Below are 23883 nucleotides of genomic sequence, written 5' to 3'. Positions count from 1 at the left end.
TTCATGAGTATTGAAAATGACAACAATGTCAACGAGAACAGCGTTGAGGATATAGTTTCAAGATATCGTCCTGAGCTTTCCAAGCTTGTTCCATACCTGAACTGGCTTAAGGACAATGCATCCAATGATGTGGCTCAGAGTTATTCCAACAGTGAACTCAAATCCATGCCGTTCCCTGTTTATGACTCCAATCTGCTGGCATTTGTAAAGGCAGCGCAGAACACCAATCTGCTGGACAGAAATTATGTCTATGTTTATTCCAGGAACCGCTTAAATACTGCCAAAGATGAGCTTTCTTTCATTCAGAACGCACAGATCTCCAACATGGATGATCTTGCGGGAATCCTTTCCAAGTACATCTTGTCCGGTATGACCAAGGGAACTGTTTGGGCCGAGGGCGTTCGCAACGGAGTCCTCTACAATGTGGTCAGGAAGATGGATGAGCTGGTGAAGTTCTGGGGACAAGAGTCCGTTTAATACAACTGTTGATTTTATCGGGAGGATAAATGGGAGAGAAATCCGTTCAGAAGAGAAAGTACATTCTTGATAAAGCCAGATCCGTATTTGCAGACAAGGGCTTCAAGGATGTTACCATGAAGGATATTGTTGATGCCTGCGACATCAGCCGCGGGGGTCTTTATCTCTATTTTTCCAGCACGGAAGATGTTTTCCTTGCAGTTCTTGAAGACGAGATAGATGAAGATGATGAGGAAGCCGTTGTTGCAGCTCTTTCCGGAGATGCAACTGCCGGTGATATGTTAGCTCTTTTCCTCAAGGAACAGAAAAAGGAGATCCTTCGCAAGAAGAATAATCTCACTGTTGCCACTTATGAATATTTCTCGCTTCATAAGAGCCAGGGCAAGGATAACCCCCTTAAGAATCAGTTTGATACAGCGGTACGAATCGTTGAGAAACTTATAGAGAACGGCGTTGAAAGCGGAGAATTTTATTGCGAGAACCCTGTGGGATGTGCCCGCAATCTGATGTACGTGGTGGAAGGGCTTAAGATAGCCTCCAAGACCATCGGCGTTACAGAGGAAGCCATCGACAGAGAGCTTATGTATGTATTAGAGGGATTAGTGCCCGATGAATTAAATAATTAATGACAAGAAAAAGTGCTTAAGTTTTACCTAAGCACTTTTTTCAAAATAAAGGTCTAAAAGAGGAGATAATATGAGCGCAGTAAAGAGAGTCTATGTTGAAAAAAAGAAACCCTTTGCGGGAAAGGCAAAAGAGCTTTTGGGAGAGATCTCAGGTTATCTTGGGATCAAAAGCGTGGAGGACGTAAGGATCTTCATCAGATATGATGTTGAGAATGTGTCCGATGAGGTTTTTGAAAAAGCCTGCACCACCGTATTTTCAGAGCCCCCTGTGGATATCCTTTACAGGGAGACAATTGATGTGCCAAAGGATGCAAAGGTATTCAGTATCGAGGCTCTTCCCGGACAGTTCGACCAGAGGGCCGATTCCGCAGAGCAGTGCGTAAGATTCATCAGGGGAGATGAAGCGCCTGTTATCAGAACAGCGGTTACATATATGCTCATCGGAAATGTATCCGACGAGGAAGTGGAGAAGATCAAGAACTACACCATGAACCCGGTGGATTCAAGGATCGCATCCGATGAGAAGCCCGAAACACTGGTGGCTCACTACGACGAGCCCGAGGATGTTGCGGTATTTGACGGCTTCAAAGATATGGATGAAAAGAGCCTTAAAGACCTCTACGAGTCTTTGGGTCTTGCCATGACCTTCAATGATTTCAAGTGGATACAGCAGTACTTTGCATCAGACGAGCACAGAGATCCCACCATGACAGAGATCAGGGTGCTGGATACCTACTGGTCTGACCACTGCCGTCACACCACCTTCGGAACCGAGCTTACAGACGTTAAGTTTGGTGACGGCTTCTACAGAGCACCCATCGAGGGTGCCTACAAGGATTACCTTGCAGCAAGAGACTCTCTCTATAAGACCGATGACAAGAAGAAGGAGAAGTTTATCTCCCTTATGGATATAGCCCTTATGGGCATGAAGAAACTCAAGGCAGACGGAATCCTCACTGACATGGAAGTGTCTGAGGAGAACAATGCCTGCACAGTTGTGGTTCCCGTGGAAGTTGATTACGGAAAAGGCCCTGAGACAGAGAACTGGCTTGTATTCTTCAAGAATGAGACCCACAACCATCCCACCGAGATCGAGCCTTTCGGTGGCGCTGCAACATGTCTTGGCGGTGCCATAAGAGATCCCCTCTCAGGAAGAGGCTATGTATACCAGGCAATGCGTGTTACCGGTGCAGCAGATCCCACGGTTCCCGTGGCAGACACCATGAAGGGCAAGCTTTCCCAGAAGAAGCTGGTAAGAGGCGCTGCTTCAGGGTATTCATCCTACGGTAACCAGATAGGCCTTGCCACAGGCTATGTAAAAGAGATATATCATCCCGGATACGTTGCAAAGAGAATGGAGATCGGTGCTGTTATGGGCGCAGCTCCTCAGGAGCACGTGATCCGTGAGAGCGCAGATCCCGGAGATATCATCATTCTCCTGGGCGGAAGAACTGGACGTGACGGCTGCGGCGGAGCAACAGGTTCCTCCAAGGCCCATGACAGCAAGTCCTTGACCAGCTGCGGAGCTGAGGTTCAGAAGGGTAATGCTCCCACAGAGAGAAAGCTCCAGAGGCTCTTCAGAAGACCTGAAGTCAGCGAGCTTATCAAGAAGTGTAACGACTTTGGTGCCGGCGGAGTTTCCGTTGCCATCGGCGAACTTGCTCCCGGCCTTGATATCAACCTCGACCTTGTTCCCAAGAAGTACGCGGGCCTTGACGGCACAGAGCTTGCCATCTCCGAGTCTCAGGAGAGAATGGCGGTTGTTGTAGCGCCAAAGGATACCGAGCAGTTCCTTGCTTATGCAGCAGAGGAGAACCTTGAGGCTGTAAAGGTTGCGGTTGTCACTGAAGAACCCAGACTTGTTCTTAACTGGCGAGGCAAGAAGATCGTTGATATAAAGAGATCCTTCCTGGATACCAACGGAGCTCACCAGGAGACCACAGTTGAGGTTGAGATCCCCGAAAAGAGCGACAACTATCTTGAGAAGACTGCTTCCGAGAAGGTGGCACAGGCTCTTTCAAAGGGCAGCCTTAAAGAGGCATGGATCGCTGAGATGTCAGACCTTAACGTCTGCTCACAGAAGGGCCTTGTGGAGATGTTCGACTCCTCAATCGGCGCAGGCTCTGTACTTATGCCTTACGGCGGTAAGTACCAGCTCACCGAGACCCAGGCCATGATCGCCAAGCTTCCCGTTCTTTCTGGCAAAACAGATACAGTTACAATGATGAGCTACGGCTTTGATCCTTTCCTTTCAAGCTGGAGCCCTTATCACGGTGCAGCTTACGCTGTGACAGAGTCCGTTGCAAGGATCGTTGCCAGCGGCGGAGATTACAGGAACCTCCACTTCACCTTCCAGGAGTACTTCAAGAGAATGACCGAGGATCCCACTCGCTGGAGCCAGCCTTTCACAGCACTTCTTGGAGCATATGAAGCTCAGATGAAGTTCGGCATCGCCTCCATCGGCGGCAAGGACTCCATGTCCGGATCCTTCAACGAGATAAACGTTCCGCCTACACTGGTTTCCTTCGCGGTTGACGTTGCAAAGCTCTCCGATGTCATTACTCCCGAGCTTAAGACCCCCGGCAACAAGCTGGTTCAGTTCAAAATCGCAAGAGATGAGTATGACCTTCCGGATTACGATAAAGTAAAGGCTCTCTACGGCCAGGTAAAAGAGCTGATGGCTGCAGGCAAGATCGTGTCTGCTTACGCAGAGGACTGCTACGGAATCGCAGCTGCAGTCAGCAGAATGGCCTTCGGTAACTGCCTGGGAGTTAAGATCGAAGATTCAATAGAGGCTAAAGACCTGTTTACCAACGACATAGCAGACATCATCGCGGAGGTTCCTGCTTCTGCACTTTCCGATGCCCTTAACGTAGAGGGAGCAAGACTTATCGGTGAGGTTACCGGGGATGCAAAGATCAGCGCCTGCGGTGAGAGCTTCGCTCTTACAGATGCTCTCTGGGGCTGGAAGGGTACCCTTGAGAAGGTATTCCCTTCAAAAGTCGGCGATGACGACAGCAAGGTAGAGTCACCTCTTTATAAGGCAGACAGCATCCATATCTGCAAGAACAAGGTTGCAAGACCCAAGGTATTCATTCCTGTATTCCCCGGAAGCAACTGCGAGTATGACAGCGCAGAGGCTTTCAGACGAGCAGGTGCGGATGTTGATATAAAGATCTTCAGAAACAGGGATGAGAAGGACATCACAGAGTCTGTGGCAGAATTCAAAAAAGCCATCGGCAATGCCCAGATCATCATGTTCCCCGGCGGCTTCTCCGCAGGTGATGAGCCTGACGGCAGCGCCAAGTTCTTTGCTACAGCATTCCAGAACGAGGAGATCAAGGCTGCGGTAGAAGATCTTCTTAATAACAGAGACGGACTTGCTCTTGGAATCTGTAACGGATTCCAGGCCATGATAAAGCTTGGCCTTGTGCCTTACGGCAAGATCACAGGACAGAATGAGAATTCACCTACACTTACCTTTAACACCATCGGACGTCATATCTCCAAGATGGCGTATATCAAGGTGGTATCAAATAATTCACCATGGCTTACCGGTGCAACCCTGGGCGGAGTTTACACCAATCCCGCATCCCACGGAGAAGGACGTTTCGTAGCACCCGAGGCAGTTCTTGATGAGCTCTTTAAGAACGGCCAGATCGCTACACAGTACTGCGACCTTGAGGGCAATGTGACCATGGATGATGAGTGGAACATCAACGGTTCCTACCGCGCCGTAGAGGGCATCCTTTCACCGGATGGCCGCTGCCTTGGCAAGATGGCCCATTCAGAGCGCCGCGGCGACGGCGTAGCCGTAAACATCTTCGGCGAGCAGGATCTCCGCATCTTCGAGAGCGGCGTAAAGTACTTCTTGTAATGAGTACGCTTTTGGGGAATCAGGGCTAAAATTTGCGCCCTTGCTCATGTTATGCTGAACACTCCGATGAGCCCTAAGCGGTTATCGTTTCGTGCATAGGCACTTACGATAACCAGGTCTCATCTCCGTAGCATAAAAAATCGCAAGGTTCACAAAATTTTAGCCGGATATTCCCACAAAGAGCGCCGTACGGTTATAAAAGTAGTTTGGAGGAAGTAGGATATATGAAAGCGTTTTTGATTTTGGAGGATGGAACTGTCTTTGAGGGCAGGCATATAGGTGTTGATAAGGATGTGGTCAGTGAGATCGTATTCAACACCTCTATGGCCGGCTACACAGAGGTATTCACTGATCCGTCTTATGCGGGACAGGCCGTGTGTATGACCTATCCACTTATAGGTAATTATGGCGTATGCCTGGAGGATATGGAGTCCGAGAGGATCTGGGTTGATGCTGTGATTGTCAGAGAGCTTTCGAAGGTGGCTTCAAACTTCAGATGTGACATCACAGTTCAGGAGTTTTTGGAGAAATACGAGATTCCGGGAATTGAGGGAATAGATACAAGAAAGCTGGTGCGTCTGCTCAGAGAGAAGGGCACCATGAACGGATACATCACTACCAACGAGAATATAAGGTATGAGGATGTAAGGGATAAGCTTAAGGCTTACACCACAGGAGATGTGGTAAGCAGGGTGTCCTGCACCGAGAAGCAGGTGATCGTGGGAACCACGGATCTTGCCGACAACGGTCCGCTTTCCGGAGCTGCCTCTTTTGACAGGGAGAAATATGAGGCTGCAAAAAGAGGTGACCTTACCAAGAGGGAGATGAGGCCCTCCAACGTTAAGGAGCTAAACGGCTTTGGCTTTAAGGTGGCGCTTCTTGATTTTGGCGCCAAGAAGAATATTGCTTCTTCGCTGGCTGCCAGGGGATGCGATGTTACCATCTATCCAAGCACTACCACTGCTGAGGAGATACTTGCGGATGAGCCCGATGGAATCATGCTTTCCAACGGCCCGGGAGATCCCAAGGAATGCACTGAGATCATCAAGGAGATCAAAAAGCTCTATGAATCCGATATACCGATCTTTGCCATTTGTCTTGGACATCAGCTGATGGCTCTGGCAACAGGGGCTGACACCTATAAGCTCAAGTACGGCCACAGAGGAGGCAATCACCCGGTAAAGGATCTGGAGAACGGAAGAGTTTATATTTCTTCCCAGAACCACGGCTACGCGGTAGATACAGACAGCCTTGACCCGAAGGTGGCTGAGCCTGCCTTTGTGAATGTAAACGACGGCACCAACGAGGGACTTAAGTATGTGGGCAAGAACATCTTCACGGTTCAGTTCCACCCCGAGGCATGCCCGGGACCACAGGATTCAAGCTACCTGTTTGACAGGTTCATAGATATGATGTGTGCGTCAAAGGAAGACATGCATGAGGAATAAACATGAAATGAGGAGTGCTTGCACTCAGCATTTCATGTTTTGACGAATATACGGCGAACGCCGCGACAACGAGAAACAAGCGAAGCGGTTTCGAGTAGTCGGCATGAGGAAGTAAAGGAAGGTTATACATATGCCTAAGAATAAAGATGTGAAAAAGGTTCTGGTCATCGGTTCAGGACCCATTGTAATCGGACAGGCTGCTGAGTTTGACTATGCGGGAACCCAGGCCTGCAGATCCCTTAAGGAAGAGGGAGTTGAGGTTGTTCTCGTAAACTCCAACCCCGCTACCATCATGACAGACAAGGACATTGCGGACGAGGTGTACATCGAGCCTCTTACCGTCAAGGTCCTGGAACAGATCATAGAAAAAGAAAAACCGGATTCCATTCTTCCAACCCTTGGAGGCCAGGCAGGTCTCAACCTTGGAATGGAGCTGGATGAGTCGGGATTTTTGAAGAAGCACAACGTTAAGCTTCTTGGAACAACAGCTGAGACCATCAGGAAGGCTGAGGACAGGCAGGAGTTCAAGGATACCATGGAGAAACTTGGCCAGCCTGTAGCGGCATCTACCGTTGTTCACAACGTTGAGGACGGCGTGGCTTTTGCAAGACAGATCGGATACCCCGTGGTTCTGCGTCCTGCCTTCACTCTGGGAGGAAGCGGCGGCGGAATAGCCCACAACCAGCTTGAGTGCGAGGAGATCTTAAAGAACGGACTCAGACTTTCAAGGGCAAATGAGGTTCTTGTAGAGCGCTGCATCTCCGGCTGGAAGGAGATAGAGTACGAGGTAATGCGTGATTCCAACGGAAACTGCATCACCGTCTGCAACATGGAGAACATCGACCCTGTCGGCGTACATACAGGTGACTCCATCGTAGTTGCTCCCTCACAGACTCTTTCCGACAAGGAATATCAGATGCTTAGAAGCGCAGCACTCAGCATCATTGATGAACTCAAGATCACCGGAGGCTGTAACGTTCAGTTTGCGCTGCACCCCACCAGCTTTGAGTACTGTGTAATTGAGGTTAACCCCAGAGTTAGCCGTTCCTCGGCTCTTGCAAGTAAGGCTACGGGATATCCCATCGCCAAGGTTGCAGCCAAGATCGCCCTTGGATATACACTGGATGAGATCAAGAATGCCATTACAGGAAAGACCTATGCAAGCTTTGAGCCCACGCTTGATTACTGCGTTGTAAAGTTCCCAAGGCTCCCTTTTGATAAGTTCATTACAGCCAAGAGAACCCTTACCACACAGATGAAGGCTACAGGCGAGGTCATGAGTATCTGCACCAACTTCGAGGGTGCCATGATGAAGGCCATAAGGTCCCTGGAGCAGCATGTGGACTCACTTACCAGCTACGACTTTTCAGAGCTGGATGACGATGAGCTCTTAGAGCGTCTTGAGGTTGTTGATGACCAGAGAATATGGGTAATTGCCGAGGCCCTCACAAGAGGTATCAGCCACGATAAGATCCATGAGATCACCATGATCGACAACTGGTTCATAGAAAAGCTCCACACCCTGGTAAAGATGGAGCTTAAGCTCCTTAGGATCGGCGAGAAGAACAGTGCCGGCAAGATGGGAACCATAGAGGATGCAAGAAAGATCATCAGCTTTGACACCATGCTTGAAGCTAAGCGTCTGGAGTTCCCTGACACCGTATTAAGCAGATTTACAAGATTCTCTGTGGAGGTTCTTAAGGCCCTCAGGGATGAATACAACATACATGCCACCTTCAAGATCGTTGATACCTGCGCGGCTGAATTTGCCGCTCAGACACCATACTATTACTCGGTATACAACGGTCCTGATTCGGAGGATGAGGCAGCCCTTAATTCTTCCGAAGGAAAGAAAAAGATACTGGTTCTTGGCTCCGGTCCCATCAGGATCGGTCAGGGTATCGAGTTTGATTACTGCTCGGTTCATGCAACCTGGGCCTTCAAGAAAGCCGGCTTTGAGACCATCATTATCAACAACAACCCCGAGACCGTCAGCACGGACTTTGACATTGCCGACAAGCTCTACTTTGAGCCCCTGACTCCCGAGGATGTTGAGAACATTGTCCGCCTCGAGAAACCCGACGGAGCGGTGGTTCAGTTCGGTGGTCAGACAGCCATCAAGCTCACTCAGGATCTTATGAAGATGGGCGTTAAGATCTACGGTACCGACGCCCAGGATGTTGATGCGGCGGAGGACAGAGAGATCTTTGACAGGATCCTTGAAGAGACACAGATAAAGCGTGCCCAGGGCGCCACGGTATATACGGCAGAGGAAGCCAAGGAAGTTGCAAACCGCCTTGGATATCCCGTTCTTGTTCGTCCCTCCTACGTACTTGGAGGACAGGGCATGCAGATAGCTCTTTCCGATGAGGAGATAGAGGAGTTCATGAACATCATCAACAGATATGCTCAGGATCATCCCATCCTTGTGGACAAGTACCTTCAGGGTATCGAGACAGAGGTTGACGCTGTGTGCGACGGCGATGATATCGTTATCCCGGGTATCATGGAGCATATCGAAAGATCCGGAATCCACTCCGGTGACTCCATTTCCGTATATCCTGCCCAATCCCTTTCACAGAAGGTTAAGGACACCATTGCGGAGTACACCAGAAGACTTGCCAAGGCCCTTCACGTTATCGGCCTTATAAACGTTCAGTTCATAGCTGTTGGAGATGAGGTTTACATCATCGAGGCAAACCCCAGATCCTCCAGAACCGTGCCCTATATCAGCAAGGTTACGGGAATCCCCATTGTAGATCTGGCAGCAGAGGTTATGATGGGAAAGAAGCTCAAAGACCTGGGATATACTCCGGGACTTCAGCCTGAGGCAGACTATGTTGCCATCAAGATGCCCGTATTCTCCTTCGAGAAGATAAGGGGCGCCGAGATCAGCCTTGGACCTGAGATGAAGAGTACCGGTGAGTGTCTTGGAATCAGCAGAAGCTTCAACGAGGCTCTCTACAAGGCCTTCCTTGGTTCCGGCATCAATCTGCCCAAGTACAAGCAGATGATCATCACGGTAAAAGACTCTGATAAGGGTGAAGTCATTGAGATAGCCCGCCGCTATGAGAAGCTTGGCTACATCATTTACGCCACCAGATCCACAGCGGATACCTTGAATGAGAACGGTGTAAAAGCCAGAAAGATAAATCGTATCAGCCAGGAATCACCTACCGTGATCGACCTTATTCTGGGACACAAGATCGACCTTGTCATCGATACTCCTACCCAGGGAAGAGACAAGAGCCGTGACGGATTCATAATCAGGCGTACAGCCATTGAGACCGGAGTAAATGTCATCACTGCGCTTGATACTGCAAGAGCGCTGGTAACAAGCCTTGAGGCAGCAGGTACGGAAGAGGGCCTGGAACTTATAGATATTGCGAAAATTTAACGACAGCTCTTTTGAGAACATCAGATAAGAATTAAAAACGGCATGCAGCCATATAATATAGGCTGCATGCCGTTTTTTCATTCGCTGTGCTTTTTGCGATAGACCCGCGGGGAGCAGCCGTATTTTTTTTCAAAAACCCGATAGAAGTAAGCACTGTTCTCGTAGCCTATCTTCTCAATGATACGCTCCGTGGTCAGCGTAGTGTTCTCGAGATAATAGGCAGCCTGCTGAAGCTTCCTCTGCTGCAGGAGCTGTTTGAAATTGTATCCCGTATAGCTCTTTAGAAGGCGGCTTAAATATGCAGTGGTATAGCCGCTTTGACTGGCAAATTCCTCAAGAGTACCATTTCTGTAATTGTGATCAATGTACTCCAGGGCACAGATGGTTATGTTCTGGCCCTTGGAGCGCATGTCTTTCAGGGTATCCGCCGACAGGGCAGCCAGATTCATGAGAAGGAGGTCCATGGTGGTGAGGATTATCAGGTTCATGTCGTTGGAATGATTGATAAGAGTCCATATGAGGTTCTCCATAAGATTTTCCACCGTGATGATGCCAAGGGTGTGATAGATGAGATAATCCCGCTGCCTCCTTTGATCAGAAAGGGAAGAGATGATAAAGTCACGGAGAATGTTCTCCTTGTCGTAGGATGCACTTCCCCTTGTAAAGAACTCCGGAAGGATTATGAAGTTAAGGGCCAGATCCTCCCTGCCGCTGGGCATTATCTCATGTCTGGCATGGCGGTTCATAAGGAGAATATCCCCCTGTGTAAGGGTGAGGGTATCTCCGTCGACAATCCTGGTGGTGATGCTGCCCTTAAGTATAACCATCATTTCAATGTAGTTGTGCCTGTGCTCGGGGAAATAGGCAAACCGGGTGTGGGGGCGGATGGCGATGAGCTTGCCCTGTTCAAGGAGCTTATTGCTGTCAACAACAAACTCGTCCTCCGAGGTGTAGATCTCTTTTTGGATGGAGCTTCTGCCATTAAGAAGCTGCTCCTCTTCCTCTGTTATCCTGTACAGATTCTCCAGTATTTCTTCTCTCATAGGTTCACTCCGTTTTATGTCAAATAAGGTTCTATTTTGCAATAGATAAGGTTCTGTAAAACACACCTTGTGCATAATATTATAGCATCATAAATGACAATTGTATTGAGGGTTAAATATGAACGAATATTTTCTTGCTATTGATATCGGGGCTTCCGGCGGAAGGCATATTATAGGCTGGGTAGACCAGGGGAAAATGCATCTTAAGGAAGTGCACAGGTTTGAGAACAGGCAGGTCCTTATAGACGGGCATCAGTGCTGGGATATGGAGTTTCTCTGGCAGGGCGTTCTTGATGGGCTTAAAGCCTGCAAAAAAGAGAACCTGATCCCAAAGACCATCGGCATCGACACCTGGGCTGTGGACTTTGTGCTTCTTGACAGGGACGACCGCATGATAGGAAATCCCGTTTCCTACAGGGACGGGCGCACCAAAGGGATGGAAGAGGAAGTTTATAAGATCATCCCGGAAAAAGAGCTGTATGAGAAAACCGGGATACAAAGGCAGCCCTTCAACACCATCTTCCAGCTCATGGCGCTGAAAAAAGAAAGGCCAAAAGACTTAGAGGAAGCAGAGAGTCTTCTTATGATCCCGGACTATCTTGATTTCCTTCTCACGAAAGTCAAAAAACAGGAGTACACCAATGCCACCAGCACCGGTCTTGTGAATGCCAAAGAAAAGACCTGGGATAAAGCACTTCTGGATAAACTGGGGCTTCCGGAAAAACTCTTTGGAGAGCTTTCACTTCCGGGAACCATAGTTGGGGAGCTTAGCGAAGATATCGCCAAAGAGGTTGGCTTTAGCAGCACGGTAATTCTTCCCGCAACCCACGACACGGGATCTGCCTTTTTGTCGGTGCCTGCAAGGGATGAGACTTCCGTGTATCTTTCCAGCGGGACCTGGAGCCTTCTTGGAATCGAGAGCGCATATCCCATAATATCCGAGGAAGCAAGAAAAGAGAACCTCACCAATGAGGGCGGCGCCTTCTACAGATACAGATTCTTAAAGAACATAATGGGACTTTGGATAATCCAGTCCATAAGGCGGGAGCTAAACGGCACCGAATATGTGCAGGGCAAAAAGAGCAGCTACTCCACCGGCAGAACCTATAGTTTTCCGGACCTTATAGCTGAGGCCAGAAACTGCGAAGATTTTGACGCAGCCCTTGATGTCAATGATGACTCTTTTCTCTCGCCGGAGAGCATGATAGATGCCATAAAAAACTACTGCAAAAGGAAAGATATGCCGGTGCCCCAAAGCGTAGGAGAGATCATGCAGTGCGTCTACAAAGGACTGTCCCTGTGCTACAGGGATACCGTAAGAAAGCTTGAAGACATAACCGGGAAAAGAATCACCGGCATCAATATAATCGGCGGAGGGTGTCAGGACGAGTATTTAAACAGCCTCACCGCCAGGGCTCTTGGGCTTCCTGTTTACGCCGGTCCAATCGAGGGAACCGCAATAGGTAACCTGGTGGTACAGATGATAAGCGCCGGCATATTTGAAGACCTTTCCGGGGCAAGAGATTGTATCTATAACAGTTTTGACATAAAGACTTATCGATAATAAAACGGAGGATTACGGATGAGCTACGAAAACGCAAGAGAAAGCTATGCTGCAATTGGTGTTGATACCGAGGCAGCGATGGAGAAACTTAAAAAGGCGCAGATTGCGCTGCACTGCTGGCAGGGGGATGATGTCAGAGGTTTTGACACTGACCCCGAAAAGCCCCTTACAGGCGGAATTCAGACAACAGGAAATTACCCCGGAAGAGCAGGAAATCCGCAGGAACTTATGGCTGATATTGATGAGGTTTTAAAGCTCATCCCCGGAAAGGCCAAGCTTAACCTTCACGCCAGCTACGCCATTTTCGATGAGGAGAACGGAGGATGGGTAGACAGGGACAGGCTTGAGCCGAAGCACTTTAAAAAGTGGGTGGATTTCTGCAAGCAGAGAAACCTTGGATGTGACTTTAATCCCACTTTCTTCTCGCACCCCAAATGCGATCCACTTACTCTTTCTTCACCGGATGAAGAGACAAGAAAGTTCTGGATAGAGCATGGCAAGGCCTGCATTCGCATTTCCTCATATCTTGCAAAGGAGCTTGGGGAAACCTGTGTCATGAATATCTGGACCGGTGACGGTTTCAAGGACATCCCTGCTGACAGAAAGGGACCAAGAGACCGCTACAGGGATTCCATAGAGCAGATCCTGTCAGAGCCCTTTGATTTTAACCAGGTCAAGCCCTGCGTGGAGTCCAAGGTATTCGGCATCGGAGTTGAGTCCTACACAGTGGGAAGTGCTGAGTTTGCCCTGAGCTTTGCGGCAACTCACAAGGATAAGTGCATCCCGCTTATGGATAACGGACACTACCATCCAACAGAGGTTGTAAGCGACAAGATACCGGCTCTTTTATCCTTCTTCCCCAATATCGCTCTTCACATTACAAGGCCTGTGCGCTGGGATTCCGACCATGTTGTGCTCTTTGATGATGAGACAAAAGAGATAGCGAAGGAGATCGTGCGCTGCGGCGGACTTGAGGGTTCGGTATTCATGGCTCTGGACTACTTTGATGCATCGATAAACAGGATCAGCGCCTGGGTGACAGGCTACAGAAATACGCAGAAGGCTCTTTTATATGCCCTTCTTTCCCCTAATGAGGAGCTTAAGAACCTGCAGGATAGCGGAAACTTCACAGAGCTGATGGTTCGTATGGAGGAACTTAAGACCATGCCCTTCGGAGAGGTGTGGAATGAGTATTGCCAAAGATGCGGTGTTCCCGGCGACGGCAGATGGTTTGAAGAGGCAAAACGCTACGAAGATGAAGTGCTTTCAAAGAGAAGCTGAAGTAAGAAGATAACGGATAGGAGACAATAAAATGAGAGTTTTGGATGCAGAATTTACAAAGGGATTCATTCGCATGGCGGATGACGGATGGCAGCAGGGCTGGCATGAGAGAAACGGCGGAAACCTCTCCTACAGGATGAAGCCAGAGGAAGTTGATGCTGTAAGAGAAGATTTCAAGGAGGGACAGTGGCAGGATATAGGAACCGTTGTTCCGGATCTTGCGGGAGAGTTCTTTCTTGTGACCGGCTCCGGAAAGTTCTTCAGAAACGTGATAATAAAGCCGGAGGACAGCCTCTGCATAGTCGAGATAGATGAAAAGGGAGAAAAATACAGGATAGTCTGGGGACTTATAAACGGCGGAAAGCCAACCTCTGAGCTTCCTTCACATCTCATGAACCACGAGGTCAAAAAGAGAGTTACAAACGGCAGATACAGGGTCATCTATCATGCCCACACCACAAACACCATCGCCCTTACCTTTGTGCTTCCCCTGGAAGATAAGGTGTTCACAAGGCAGCTCTGGGAAATGGCCACAGAGTGTCCCGTTGTATTTCCTGACGGAATAGGTGTTGTGCCCTGGATGGTTCCCGGGGGAAAAGAGATTGCGGTTGCCACCAGCAGACTGATGGAAGACTACGATGTTGCAATCTGGGCCCATCACGGAATGTTCGCCGCAGGAGAGGATTTCGATCTCACCTTCGGGCTTATGCATACCGTGGAAAAATCGGCAGAGATCCTGGTTAAGACCCTCTCAATGACAGGGACCAAGAGACAGACCATCACCACCGACAATTTAAGACAGCTGGCAAAAGACTTTGGCGTTACACTGCCGGAGAAGTTCCTGTAAGGTCTTTTACCTGTTCCTACTGGATGCAGACTCCTTTCGATAAGCGGAAGGAGTCATTTTTGTGTGCTTTTTAAACTGACGGATATAGTGCTCCGTGGTGTCATATCCCACAGCTTCAGCTATGGTGGCAACACTCATGGTGGAGTTTGCAAGAAGATCCTGACTTCGCTCTATTCGCACGGTCCTGAGGATCTCGGTGTAGGTCATTCCCGTAAGCTCTTTTATCAGTCTTGAGGTGTACTCGTTGGAATAATGGAATTTCTCGGAGAGGTCCGAGAGAGTTACCTCCTTGTAATTCTCCTGAATATACTGGATAAGGGCATATCGCTGTACATCTATGCGGCTGTCAAACAGCGGCATCTGAACGGATTCCGAGTAGTTCCTTATTATCAGATAAAAATCAAGAAGCAGGGTATTTGTAATGGCCTGGTAATGGTACTCCTGTCTGTTGAGGGATTCTGTCAGCATCCAGATAAAGGAAGTGGCTATGCCCTCATCGGAGCCTGTGTGGAACATGATGTAGTCGTTGGCCTTCTTGGCATATATATTATTCAGGAAAAAAGAACTGAGTATATTCGGGGTGTTCAGGAAGGAATAGAACATGGAATGTAAAGTATCCCTTCTGAGCATTATGTTTATGACTATGGTGTCGTCAAACACGCTGATGGAGTGTTTGATCCCGGGAGGAATAACACAGAAATCTCCCGTACGCATCTCGATGGTCCTTCCGGAGATGGTCTGGGAGCACTTGCCGTCATAGACATAGCTCAGCTCAAAAAAGGTATGACTGTGCTCGATGGCCGGTGAATATCTCTCGTGCTTCTGTACCACTATACTGTCATTATTTGACAGGTCGAAAAAGAAGGAATCTTCGAATACCTCGGGTATTGTCTCGGGCTTTTCGGTAATCAGAAGGTGTCTGTCAAGAACAAGCTTCATATCAAGACCATCAAGAAAAGCTCTCAGACTGTCTTTGTCCTTTCCGGCAAGATAGTAGTCTCTGTAAAATTTCTCAGTTTCGGTAATGTCGTATATGTGCTGCTTTACCGCTGTGTGATCCATATCTTTAATTTCCTTATTATCTTAAATGAACGTCCGGTTAAAACAGGTAAATAATACCCCTAACAGAGGTAAATGTCAAAATAGTTCATATTAGTATCAGAAATAATAGATTTTCATCATAATAAGTCAATACAATTGAGCGATTATGTGAATTATGTAAAAGACGTTTGCTCAATATAATGAATCCATAAACAAGCAATACCTCAGACAGAAAGGATTCATTGGTTATGAATACTCCGATTCTGGAAATGAAAAACATAACAAAAAAATTCGGAAGTGTGACTGCTCTAAACGGAGTAGACCTTGAGGTTTACCCCGGTGAGATAAGAGGTCTCATAGGTGAGAACGGTTCTGGAAAATCCACCATATCATCCATAGCGGCGGGAATGCAGAAAGCAACCTCGGGGCAGATGTCTTATGAAGGAAACGCCTGGGAACCCGAGAGCATGATCGATGCTTTGAATAAAGGTATAGGAATGGTGGTTCAGGAGAGTGGAACAATAACGGGGATCACCGTTGCGGAGAATATATTTCTGGCAGAGATGAAGAAGTTTAAGAAGGGACTCCTTGTGGATAGAAAAAGACTCTTCGAGGAAGCGGACAGAGCCCTTTCCAATATAGGAATAACCTCCATTTCCGGAAAGGATATGATGGACAGCCTTTCCTTCCAGGACAGGAAGCTGGTGGAAATCGCCAAGGTCATACTTAAAAAGCCGAAGATCCTGGTGATAGATGAAACCAGCACGGCACTATCTCATGACGGAAGACAGATCATGTACGGCATCATGAAAAAGATGAAAAAAGAGGGCGGTTCAGTACTTTTTATCTCCCATGATCTGGAGGAAATAATGGAGGTCTGCGACACCCTGACAGTCCTAAGGGACGGGAATCTTATAAGAACTTTCGCTAAAGAGGAATTTGATGAAGAACTTATAAGGACCAGCATGATAGGAAGAGAGATAGAGGGCGATTACTACAGACCGGACTTTAGCTGCAGCTTCCTTGATGAAGAAGCCATTGTGGTAAAAAATCTGTGCTTTAAGGACAAACTTAAGGATGTGTCCCTGACACTTCACTGCGGAGAGATCCTGGGAATTGGAGGACTTGCGGACTGCGGAATGCATGAACTTGGAGAGGCTATGTTCGGAGCGCTTAAACCTGAGAGCGGCGCAGTCATATCCCCGAGAGGGCGACAGATAAAGTCTCCCCACAACGCAATGACTGACAAGATAGGATATGTATCCAAGGACAGAGACAGAAAATCCCTGTGCCTTGAGGCCAGCATCAAGGACAATATCGCGATTGCAGGAATGAACATATTCAAATCCGGGGCGGGACTTATAACCAGGTCCGCGGAAAGAAAATATGTAGACGCGCAGATAGATGCCCTGAGGATCAAATGCTCGGGAAGAGATCAGGCAGTAGCCCAGCTCTCCGGCGGCAACAAGCAAAAGGTAGTCTTTGGAAAATGGATAGGTTGCGACAGTAAGATCCTGATACTGGATTGCCCCACGAGAGGTGTGGACATCGGTGTCAAGCAGGCAATGTATCAGCTTATGTCACAGCTTAAGAGCGAAGGGAAGGCCATTCTCATGATAAGTGAAGAGCTTCCTGAACTCATCGGGATGAGCGACAGGGTTCTTATCATGAAGAACGGTGAAATAACAGGAGAATTTCAGCGGAGTAAAGATCTGTCCGAGAGCGACATCATAGGATGCATGATCTAGGAGGCAAAAGAAATGAATATAAAGAAAATCATAAACAGGCAGAATATCATAGCTCTTTTGCCCATGGCGGCGCTGGCGGTGCTCTTTCTTGTTTTCTGCACAGTGGTTAATGCAAAGGGTTACAGACTTGATATGTATCTGAAGATCGTGTTCAATGAGGCGCTGGTTCTGGCAATCGTAGCAACGGGAGCAACCTTCATCTATACCCTTGGAACCTTTGATATCAGCCTTGGCGCTTCCACACTGTTTTCGGCAACTCTCGGAGTAATGGTCTACAACAGAACAGAGAATATAGCGCTGATGATGGCGGTGATACTGCTTACGGGAATTGTGTGTTCGCTGCTCAATTCGGTGCTGGCCTCAATCTTCCACATACCGGCCTTTGTAACCACGGTCGCGATGATGTCCGTACTGTCAGCTGTGTCTGCGCAGATAATTACGGTAAACGGAGGAGCGCTGGGTGGGATAAGCATTCCCAGCAGCGTAGTAAAGCCCTTTGACAATATGCCCTTCAAGATAGCAACTCTTTTGCTGTTCTTTGCAGTCTCAGTCTTTGTATTTGAGTTCACAAAGGCAGGAAGAAGGATGAAGTTCGTAGGAGGAAATCCCCTCTGCGCATATCTTACAGGCATCAAAGCCGACAAATACACGATACTGGCTTTTGTTATGGCGGGTATCGGTATAGGACTCGGAGCATTCCTTACTCTTGTGTATACCCCTTCGGTCACTACGACAACGGCTTCAAGTATAGGAATGAATATCTTTATAGCTATAGTATTCGGAGGAATGCCAATATCGGGAGGCGCAAGATCCAGGATATACGCCGCACTGGTTGGAGGCTTCTCATATATGCTGCTGAACGACATTCTGGAGATAGTGATTGATTCCAGTGCGGCATACGGAATAACACAGGTGATCAGCGCAGTTTTCTTCCTGATAGTGGTATATATCACGGGAATGAATTACAAAACCGCACTGTTGCCAAGATAAAGAACTTTAGAAAAAACGGAGGAAAGATTATGAACAGGAAAGTAACAAAGGTACTCGGACTTGCCATGGCAGCAGCCATGACCGTAATGACAGGATGCGGTAACAGCGCACCTGCTGCGGTTTCAGACACAACAGATAACAGCACTGATAATGCGGTTGTAAGTGAAGCTTCCGCTGATCAGGGTGAAACTCGTAAGATCGGTGTTCTTGTGGCCGACGTCAGCGGCGAGGAGGCACTTGGATTCAGAAACTACTACGAGAAATATATTCAGAACAACTATAACGTAACCTTTGATTATACAGATGCTCTTGCCAGTGCTGAGGATGAGAAGGCAGCCATCGAGAAGTTTGCATCAAAGGGATATGACGCCGTTATCTCACTCTCCAGCAGTGACAGAGCTCAGCAGATTGAGACCTGCGAAGAGTATGGCATCTACTATGCGGTTGCATCCGGCGTGCTTGATGAGAGTCAGTATGAGACCTACAAGACTTATGAGCATTTTGTAGGCCAGGTTGGACCTTCAAACGAGACAGAGTTTGAAGCCGGCAAGGAGATGGGAAAGTACTTTAAGGATAAGGGAGTAAAGAGCGTTGCCATCTACGGAGCGTTTATCCCCAACCCCATGCACGTATACCGTGCAGCAGGTGTGATCGCCGGACTTGGCGATACCTACGGCGGAACAGATGATATGAACGGTATGATCGGACAGATATTCCAGGATCAGGGTGTTGATCTTACAAAGGTTTCGGGAGATGTTGAAGTGGTAGCTTACCTCCAGGGATATGGCGACACAACCACAGATGAGCTCAATGCAGCAATCCAGAAAGCTCCTGAGGCATTTATCTCAGTGGGAATGGCAACAACTTTCTTTGCTCAGACACTTAGCCAGGAGAACATCCCTTTCTCCGATATCGACTCCTTTACAGCCATGAACAGCGAATCAATGAAGAACGGCTCTCTTGAGTATCTTGCAGGCAAGTACTCATCTTCCATCGGACCTGTATTTGCTCTGGTAATGGATGCGATTAACGGAAATGTTATAAGAGATCCCGAAGGAAATGCGGTCTCCTTTACTCAGGGCTATCTTGTGGCAACAGATGCAGAATCCTTTGACAAGTACTATGTAAACGACAACGGAGATACACCTATTTTTGACAAGGCAAGTCTTGATGGCATTATCGGTCAGGATGTTACCTATGATGATGTAAAGGCACTTATCGAGAGTAAGTGATGAATGGAGGCAGTTCATGAGCACCCTTAAGAAGATTTTAAAGACATTGGCAATCCCTGCGGCTGTGGCAGTGGTATTGGAAGGAATCTGCCTTGCAAACGGGCAGACCATCATATCGGGAGCAAAGAGCTTTGATAACTTTGTGGTGTATACAGCCATCGTTATGATCACCACCATGGCGCTTTCCATAAACTTAAATAGCGGAAGATTTGATTTTTCCCTGGGGGCAATGGCAGGACTTTCATCTGTGATAGGTGCGAAGATCACATACGGTTTTCTTAAAGGGGGCTCCGGTTCTGCACTTCTTATGCTGATAATAACGGTTCTTGCGGGAGCACTGCTGGGACTTATATCGGGAGCTGTGTACTGCGCTTTGAGGCTTCCGCCCATTATCGTCTCTCTTGGTGTGACCCTGGTATACGAGGGAATAATGTATACCATAACAGGCGGCAAATACCTTATGAGTGAGGTTCAGAACAGATCCATGTCAGGCTTTGTTGGAACCTGGGTTTACGCAGCTGTTATCATTGCGGCGGTTCTTATCTTTATGATCATTGTCTTTGAGCGGACTTCCTTCGGCTATGATTACAACGCCCTTAAGTCAGGGCAGAAGGTAGCTGTAGCCACCGGTATCAATGAGGTTAAAAACGCCCTTATCTGTTACACAATCTGCGGCGGACTCATGGGACTTGTGGGTATGCTGAATGCCGCAAGAAATACCACTATAAACGGAGGACAGCTGAATTTCGGAAGTATAGCCATTATGTTCACGGCCTTCCTTCCGATGTTCATTGCAGGCTATATCGGAAGGTTCGGAAACGAGAAGGTGGGCTTTCTGCTCTCTGCCCTGTGTATGTCCCTTCTGAATTCCACCTTTGCGGTTTTCTCAAACCGGATAAATGCCACGACTCAGTCGATCATAAACGCAGTACTGCTGGTGATCTTCTTAGTCTATTTAAACAATAATCATTTGATCAAGAGAATATTTGCACATGTATAACGAAAAATTATTACGGGAAGCGACAGCTCTTTTCCCTGAAATAAAGAAAAACAAGATAAACGAATGCAAGTGTATTGACTTAAAGAAGGATGGGGATGTCATAAAAAGAGATCCCCGTCCGGCATATGAGTCTATCGCACTGAAAAAAGGCGACTCCATCATCCTGGATTTTGAGGACCACTATGTGGGTTACCTGTCCCTGGACCTTGGCTATGAGGGGGCACACCCCGATTCACCGGTTCTTCTGAGAATCCGATTTGCGGAAAGAGAGATCGAGCTTTTTGAGGATGCCTCAGAGTATAAGGGCTGGGTCTCACCGGCCTGGATTGAGGAGGAGCTTATCCATGTGGACATAGTGCCGTCTGTTGTGGAACTGGACAGGAGATACTCCTTCAGATACGTGAGGATAGAGGTGGTTGATATCAGCTCCAGATTCTCCTTAAGGGTAAATGATGCATCCCTCACAGCAGTATCCTCTGCCCCGGATGAAGCTCTTTTGCCCTACTACAGCAGTAATGAGCTGGACAGGGAGATTGACAGGGTGGCTGTAAAAACACTCCATGACTGTATGCAGACGGTCTTTGAGGATGGACCCAAAAGGGACAGAAGGCTCTGGATCGGAGACCTGCGAATTCAGGCTCTGGTGAACTATGTCACCTACAACATGAATGACATGGTAAAGTCAAATCTTTATCTGTTCGGGGCTCTGACCCAGGAAGACGGACGGGTGGGAGCCTGTATCTTCCTTGATCCGAAGCCTGAAGTTGATGACACGAATATGTTTGACTATTCCCTGTTCTTTATTGTGATACTTCGGGATTACTACAAAAGGACCGGGGATAAAAAAGCTGTGCTGGACCTTTTCGACGTCTGCAAAAGACAGATTGAGCTGGCAAGTAACAGCCTCGATGAGCGGCATGTGGTAAGGGACTCGGATGTTCTTGGCTGGTGTTTTGTGGACTGGAATCTTGCCCTCAACAAACAGGCCTCCGCTCAGGGAATCTTCATGTATGCCCTTGAGGCAGCCATCGAGCTTGCCCAGTGCGTCGGAGACGTTCTTGCGGAGGAGGAATATGCGCAGCTTTATCTCAAGCTCAAGGAAGCTTCCAACAGATTCCTTTATGATGTTGAGAAGAAGCTCTATGTAAGCGGAGCGGAAAGCCAGATCTCTTTTGCCTCGCAGATATGGATGGTGCTTGGAGGAGCAATGGAGGGAAAGGCAGCAGAGCGCCTCTTTGACAGAATGGAGGCCTGCCCTGAAGCAGTGACCATGGTGACTCCCTACATGTACCATAACTACATAGATGCGCTTATTAAAATTGGAAAAAAAGATGTGGCTCACAGGAAAATGTCAAAGTACTGGGGAGGAATGGTGGCAAATTCCGCCGATACCTTCTGGGAACTGTACAATCCGGAAAATCCCAACGAGTCGCCCTACGGGGGGACCATTGTGAACAGCTACTGCCATGCATGGAGCTGCGGACCGGCATATTTTCTGAGAACCTATTTTAATGATACGAAGGATGAACCGTAAATGAGCATAAAGATTGATTATAAAGCAAACCCGTTCTGCCTTGATGATGAGGCGATAAAGTGGGTAGAGGATACCTTTGCCTCAATGACGGAAGATGAGAAGTGCGGGCAGGTATTCTGCCCCATGGGATTTTCCAATGATGAGAATGTTCTTCGGGGCATAGTTGAAGGCGCAGCTGTGGGCGGAATGATGTACAGAAGCGGCCCGGCAAAAGAGCTGAGAGCCACCCACCGGAAGATACAGGACATGGCCAGGATTCCTCTTCTTATCGCTGCCAATACAGAGGCCGGAGGAGACGGACTCTCCTTTGAGGGGACGAGTTTTGGAAAACCAATGGCGGTAGCTGCAACAAACGATCCGGAAAACGGATACCGGATGGGATATGTTGCCTGCAAAGAAGGTGCAGCGCTTGGACTCAACTGGTCCTTTGCCCCTATCGTGGATATCAACAGGGAATTTCATAATCCCATAACCAATGTAAGGACCTTCGGAGATGACCCGAAGAAAATCGAAGCCTTTGCCTCAAGATACATGGATGGAGCCGATGAATGCGGCGTAGCGGTATCAATCAAGCACTTTCCCGGAGACGGCATAGATGAGAGGGACCAGCACATCGTTACTAGTGTTAACTCACTTAGCGTCAGGGAGTGGGATGAAAGCTTTGGCTATATCTACGGATCACTTATAGGCAAGGGAGCAAAGACCGTGATGGTTGGACATATCGCTCAGCCTGCCTATGTAAAGGAGATTAACAGGGATGCCACAAAAGAGGAGATGCTCCGCCCCGCCTCTCTTTCTAAGGAACTCCTGCAGGGACTGCTTAGAGGAAAACTTGGCTTTAACGGTCTTATCATCACTGATGCGACCCCGATGGTGGGCTTTACCTCGGCAATGCCAAGGAGCAGGGCCATCCCTACGGCAATTATGAGCGGCTGTGATATGATCCTCTTTAACAAGGATCTTTCCGAGGATATCGGCTTTTTGAAAGATGGACTGAAAAGCGGTCTTCTTACAAATGAGCGCCTGGATGAGGCTGTTCTTCGCATCCTTGCCACAAAGGCCTCACTGGGGCTTCATGTAAAGCAGAGGGAAGGAAGACTTGTTCCCCCGGAGGATGCCATAGACATTGTTGGCTGCAGTGAGCATAGAGCCTTTGCAAAAGAGGTTGCCGATAAGGCCATCACCCTTGTCAGGGATGAGAAGGCTCTTTTGCCTGTAAATCCGGGTAAGTATAAGAGGATATACCTTAATGTTATAGACAAAGAGATGGATCCCTGCAGCGATTTTGCGCTGATGTGGAAGGAAAAACTTGAGAAGGAAGGGTTCGAAGTTACCGTAAGGGACAGGAGAACGCGGATAACGCCCATGGATTTCATGGATGTTGAAAACCTCCCGGACAAGAAGAAGGCTCTTTTGAATGAAATGTACAGAAGCGTTTCCGAGATGAAGAAGGATTACGATCTGTATATCTATGTCTGCAACATGGAGAATGCATCCAATAACACCACCCTGCGACTTAACTGGAATGTGCTCTTTGGCCTCGGTGATGATGCTCCCTGGCATGCAAAAGAGATACCGATGATAATGGTCTCCACTGCATACCCCTATCATCTTTTTGATGCACCCATGATCGGAACCTATATCAATGCTTACAGCGGTAATGAAGACTTCTGCAATGCTGTGATTGAAAAACTCATGGGAAGATCGAAGTTTGAGGGAGTAAGCCCCATAGATCCCTTCTGCGGAAAGGATTACATATAAAGAGAGGGAGAAAGGAT

General features: G+C 48.1%; 16 protein-coding genes. 14 read left to right on the top strand and 2 right to left on the bottom strand.

Features of this window, described 5'->3' with window-relative positions; translation table 11 throughout:
- Positions 1-3: 3 nt before the first annotated feature.
- From T456_RS0116010 to carB, 5 genes are all read left to right on the top strand, one after another.
- Positions 4-477, top strand: coding sequence for a hypothetical protein (locus T456_RS0116010; RefSeq protein WP_024867023.1), 474 nt, complete (start codon positions 4-6; stop codon positions 475-477).
- 29 nt (positions 478-506) lie between these two features.
- Positions 507-1103, top strand: a complete 597-nt coding sequence (locus T456_RS0116005; RefSeq protein ID WP_024867022.1) for a TetR/AcrR family transcriptional regulator — start codon at positions 507-509, stop codon at positions 1101-1103.
- A 70-nt stretch (positions 1104-1173) separates the two neighbouring features.
- Entirely contained in the window at positions 1174-4980 is a 3807-nt protein-coding gene (locus T456_RS0116000; RefSeq protein WP_024867021.1) for a phosphoribosylformylglycinamidine synthase, read from the top strand.
- 224 nt (positions 4981-5204) lie between these two features.
- Positions 5205-6428 (top strand): carbamoyl phosphate synthase small subunit, encoded by a 1224-nt coding sequence (locus T456_RS0115995; RefSeq protein ID WP_024867020.1) that lies wholly within the window; start codon positions 5205-5207, stop codon positions 6426-6428.
- Between the two features lie 130 nt (positions 6429-6558).
- Positions 6559-9825: a carbamoyl-phosphate synthase large subunit gene (gene carB, locus T456_RS0115990; protein WP_024867019.1), complete on the top strand. Its 3267-nt coding sequence runs from the start codon at positions 6559-6561 to the stop codon at positions 9823-9825.
- A 77-nt stretch (positions 9826-9902) separates the two neighbouring features.
- Here carB and T456_RS0115985 read toward each other — a convergent pair whose 3' ends face one another.
- Positions 9903-10868 (bottom strand): AraC family transcriptional regulator, encoded by a 966-nt coding sequence (locus T456_RS0115985; RefSeq protein WP_024867018.1) that lies wholly within the window; start codon positions 10866-10868, stop codon positions 9903-9905.
- Between the two features lie 118 nt (positions 10869-10986).
- On the opposite strand from T456_RS0115985, the gene rhaB reads away from it, so the two are divergent.
- From rhaB to rhaD, 3 genes are read left to right on the top strand one after another with little or no spacing between them, the layout of a single operon-like run.
- Positions 10987-12432 (top strand): rhamnulokinase, encoded by a 1446-nt coding sequence (gene rhaB / locus T456_RS0115980; RefSeq protein ID WP_024867017.1) that lies wholly within the window; start codon positions 10987-10989, stop codon positions 12430-12432.
- 18 nt (positions 12433-12450) lie between these two features.
- On the top strand, positions 12451-13713 hold the full coding sequence (locus T456_RS0115975; RefSeq protein WP_024867016.1) for an L-rhamnose isomerase: 1263 nt from the start codon (positions 12451-12453) through the stop codon (positions 13711-13713).
- A gap of 31 nt (positions 13714-13744) precedes the next feature.
- Positions 13745-14560: a rhamnulose-1-phosphate aldolase gene (rhaD, locus tag T456_RS0115970; protein WP_024867015.1), complete on the top strand. Its 816-nt coding sequence runs from the start codon at positions 13745-13747 to the stop codon at positions 14558-14560.
- A gap of 6 nt (positions 14561-14566) precedes the next feature.
- On the opposite strand, the gene T456_RS0115965 is transcribed toward rhaD, so the two are convergent.
- A complete protein-coding gene (locus T456_RS0115965; RefSeq protein ID WP_024867014.1) occupies positions 14567-15622 on the bottom strand; it encodes an AraC family transcriptional regulator in 1056 nt (351 codons plus the stop codon).
- A 227-nt stretch (positions 15623-15849) separates the two neighbouring features.
- Here T456_RS0115965 and T456_RS0115960 point away from each other — a divergent pair, with 227 nt between their 5' ends.
- Genes T456_RS0115960 through T456_RS0115935 form a run of 6 tightly spaced genes read left to right on the top strand, consistent with a single transcriptional unit; the run spans position 15850 to position 23866 of the window.
- Entirely contained in the window at positions 15850-17349 is a 1500-nt protein-coding gene (locus tag T456_RS0115960) for a sugar ABC transporter ATP-binding protein (protein WP_024867013.1), read from the top strand.
- A gap of 12 nt (positions 17350-17361) precedes the next feature.
- Positions 17362-18339 carry an ABC transporter permease gene (locus tag T456_RS0115955; protein ID WP_024867012.1) on the top strand — a complete coding sequence of 326 codons (978 nt, stop codon included), beginning with the start codon at positions 17362-17364 and terminating at the stop codon, positions 18337-18339.
- A gap of 29 nt (positions 18340-18368) precedes the next feature.
- Complete coding sequence (locus T456_RS0115950; protein ID WP_024867011.1) at positions 18369-19571, top strand: substrate-binding domain-containing protein; 1203 nt, start codon at positions 18369-18371, stop codon at positions 19569-19571.
- 16 nt (positions 19572-19587) lie between these two features.
- Positions 19588-20571 (top strand): ABC transporter permease, encoded by a 984-nt coding sequence (locus tag T456_RS0115945; protein ID WP_024867010.1) that lies wholly within the window; start codon positions 19588-19590, stop codon positions 20569-20571.
- Positions 20564-22105, top strand: a complete 1542-nt coding sequence (locus T456_RS0115940; protein WP_024867009.1) for an alpha-L-rhamnosidase-related protein — start codon at positions 20564-20566, stop codon at positions 22103-22105. The genes T456_RS0115945 and T456_RS0115940 overlap by 8 nt, the downstream gene beginning before the upstream one ends.
- A complete protein-coding gene (locus T456_RS0115935; protein WP_035802253.1) occupies positions 22106-23866 on the top strand; it encodes a glycoside hydrolase family 3 protein in 1761 nt (586 codons plus the stop codon). It abuts the gene before it with no gap.
- Positions 23867-23883 lie beyond the last annotated feature (17 nt).

This window comes from Butyrivibrio sp. FCS014, from assembly GCF_000526935.1.
Taxonomy (GTDB): Bacteria; Bacillota; Clostridia; order Lachnospirales; family Lachnospiraceae; genus Butyrivibrio.
Note: the sequence above shows the minus strand (reverse complement) of the source record. Positions and strands in the feature narration are given on the sequence as shown.

Bases quoted from the DNA above. Each gene is read 5' to 3' on its own strand.
- T456_RS0115960 (WP_024867013.1), top strand. From the start codon at position 15,850: ATGAATACTCCGATTCTGGAAATGAAAAACATAACAAAAAAATTCGGA.
- T456_RS0116010 (WP_024867023.1), top strand. From the start codon at position 4: ATGAGTATTGAAAATGACAACAATGTCAACGAGAACAGCGTTGAGGAT.
- T456_RS0116005 (WP_024867022.1), top strand. From the start codon at position 507: ATGGGAGAGAAATCCGTTCAGAAGAGAAAGTACATTCTTGATAAAGCC.
- T456_RS0115965 (WP_024867014.1), bottom strand. From the start codon at position 15,622: ATGGATCACACAGCGGTAAAGCAGCACATATACGACATTACCGAAACT.
- rhaD (WP_024867015.1), top strand. From the start codon at position 13,745: ATGAGAGTTTTGGATGCAGAATTTACAAAGGGATTCATTCGCATGGCG.
- T456_RS0115955 (WP_024867012.1), top strand. From the start codon at position 17,362: ATGAATATAAAGAAAATCATAAACAGGCAGAATATCATAGCTCTTTTG.
- T456_RS0116000 (WP_024867021.1), top strand. From the start codon at position 1,174: ATGAGCGCAGTAAAGAGAGTCTATGTTGAAAAAAAGAAACCCTTTGCG.
- T456_RS0115985 (WP_024867018.1), bottom strand. From the start codon at position 10,868: ATGAGAGAAGAAATACTGGAGAATCTGTACAGGATAACAGAGGAAGAG.
- T456_RS0115995 (WP_024867020.1), top strand. From the start codon at position 5,205: ATGAAAGCGTTTTTGATTTTGGAGGATGGAACTGTCTTTGAGGGCAGG.
- T456_RS0115935 (WP_035802253.1), top strand. From the start codon at position 22,106: ATGAGCATAAAGATTGATTATAAAGCAAACCCGTTCTGCCTTGATGAT.
- T456_RS0115945 (WP_024867010.1), top strand. From the start codon at position 19,588: ATGAGCACCCTTAAGAAGATTTTAAAGACATTGGCAATCCCTGCGGCT.
- rhaB (WP_024867017.1), top strand. From the start codon at position 10,987: ATGAACGAATATTTTCTTGCTATTGATATCGGGGCTTCCGGCGGAAGG.
- T456_RS0115975 (WP_024867016.1), top strand. From the start codon at position 12,451: ATGAGCTACGAAAACGCAAGAGAAAGCTATGCTGCAATTGGTGTTGAT.
- carB (WP_024867019.1), top strand. From the start codon at position 6,559: ATGCCTAAGAATAAAGATGTGAAAAAGGTTCTGGTCATCGGTTCAGGA.
- T456_RS0115950 (WP_024867011.1), top strand. From the start codon at position 18,369: ATGAACAGGAAAGTAACAAAGGTACTCGGACTTGCCATGGCAGCAGCC.
- T456_RS0115940 (WP_024867009.1), top strand. From the start codon at position 20,564: ATGTATAACGAAAAATTATTACGGGAAGCGACAGCTCTTTTCCCTGAA.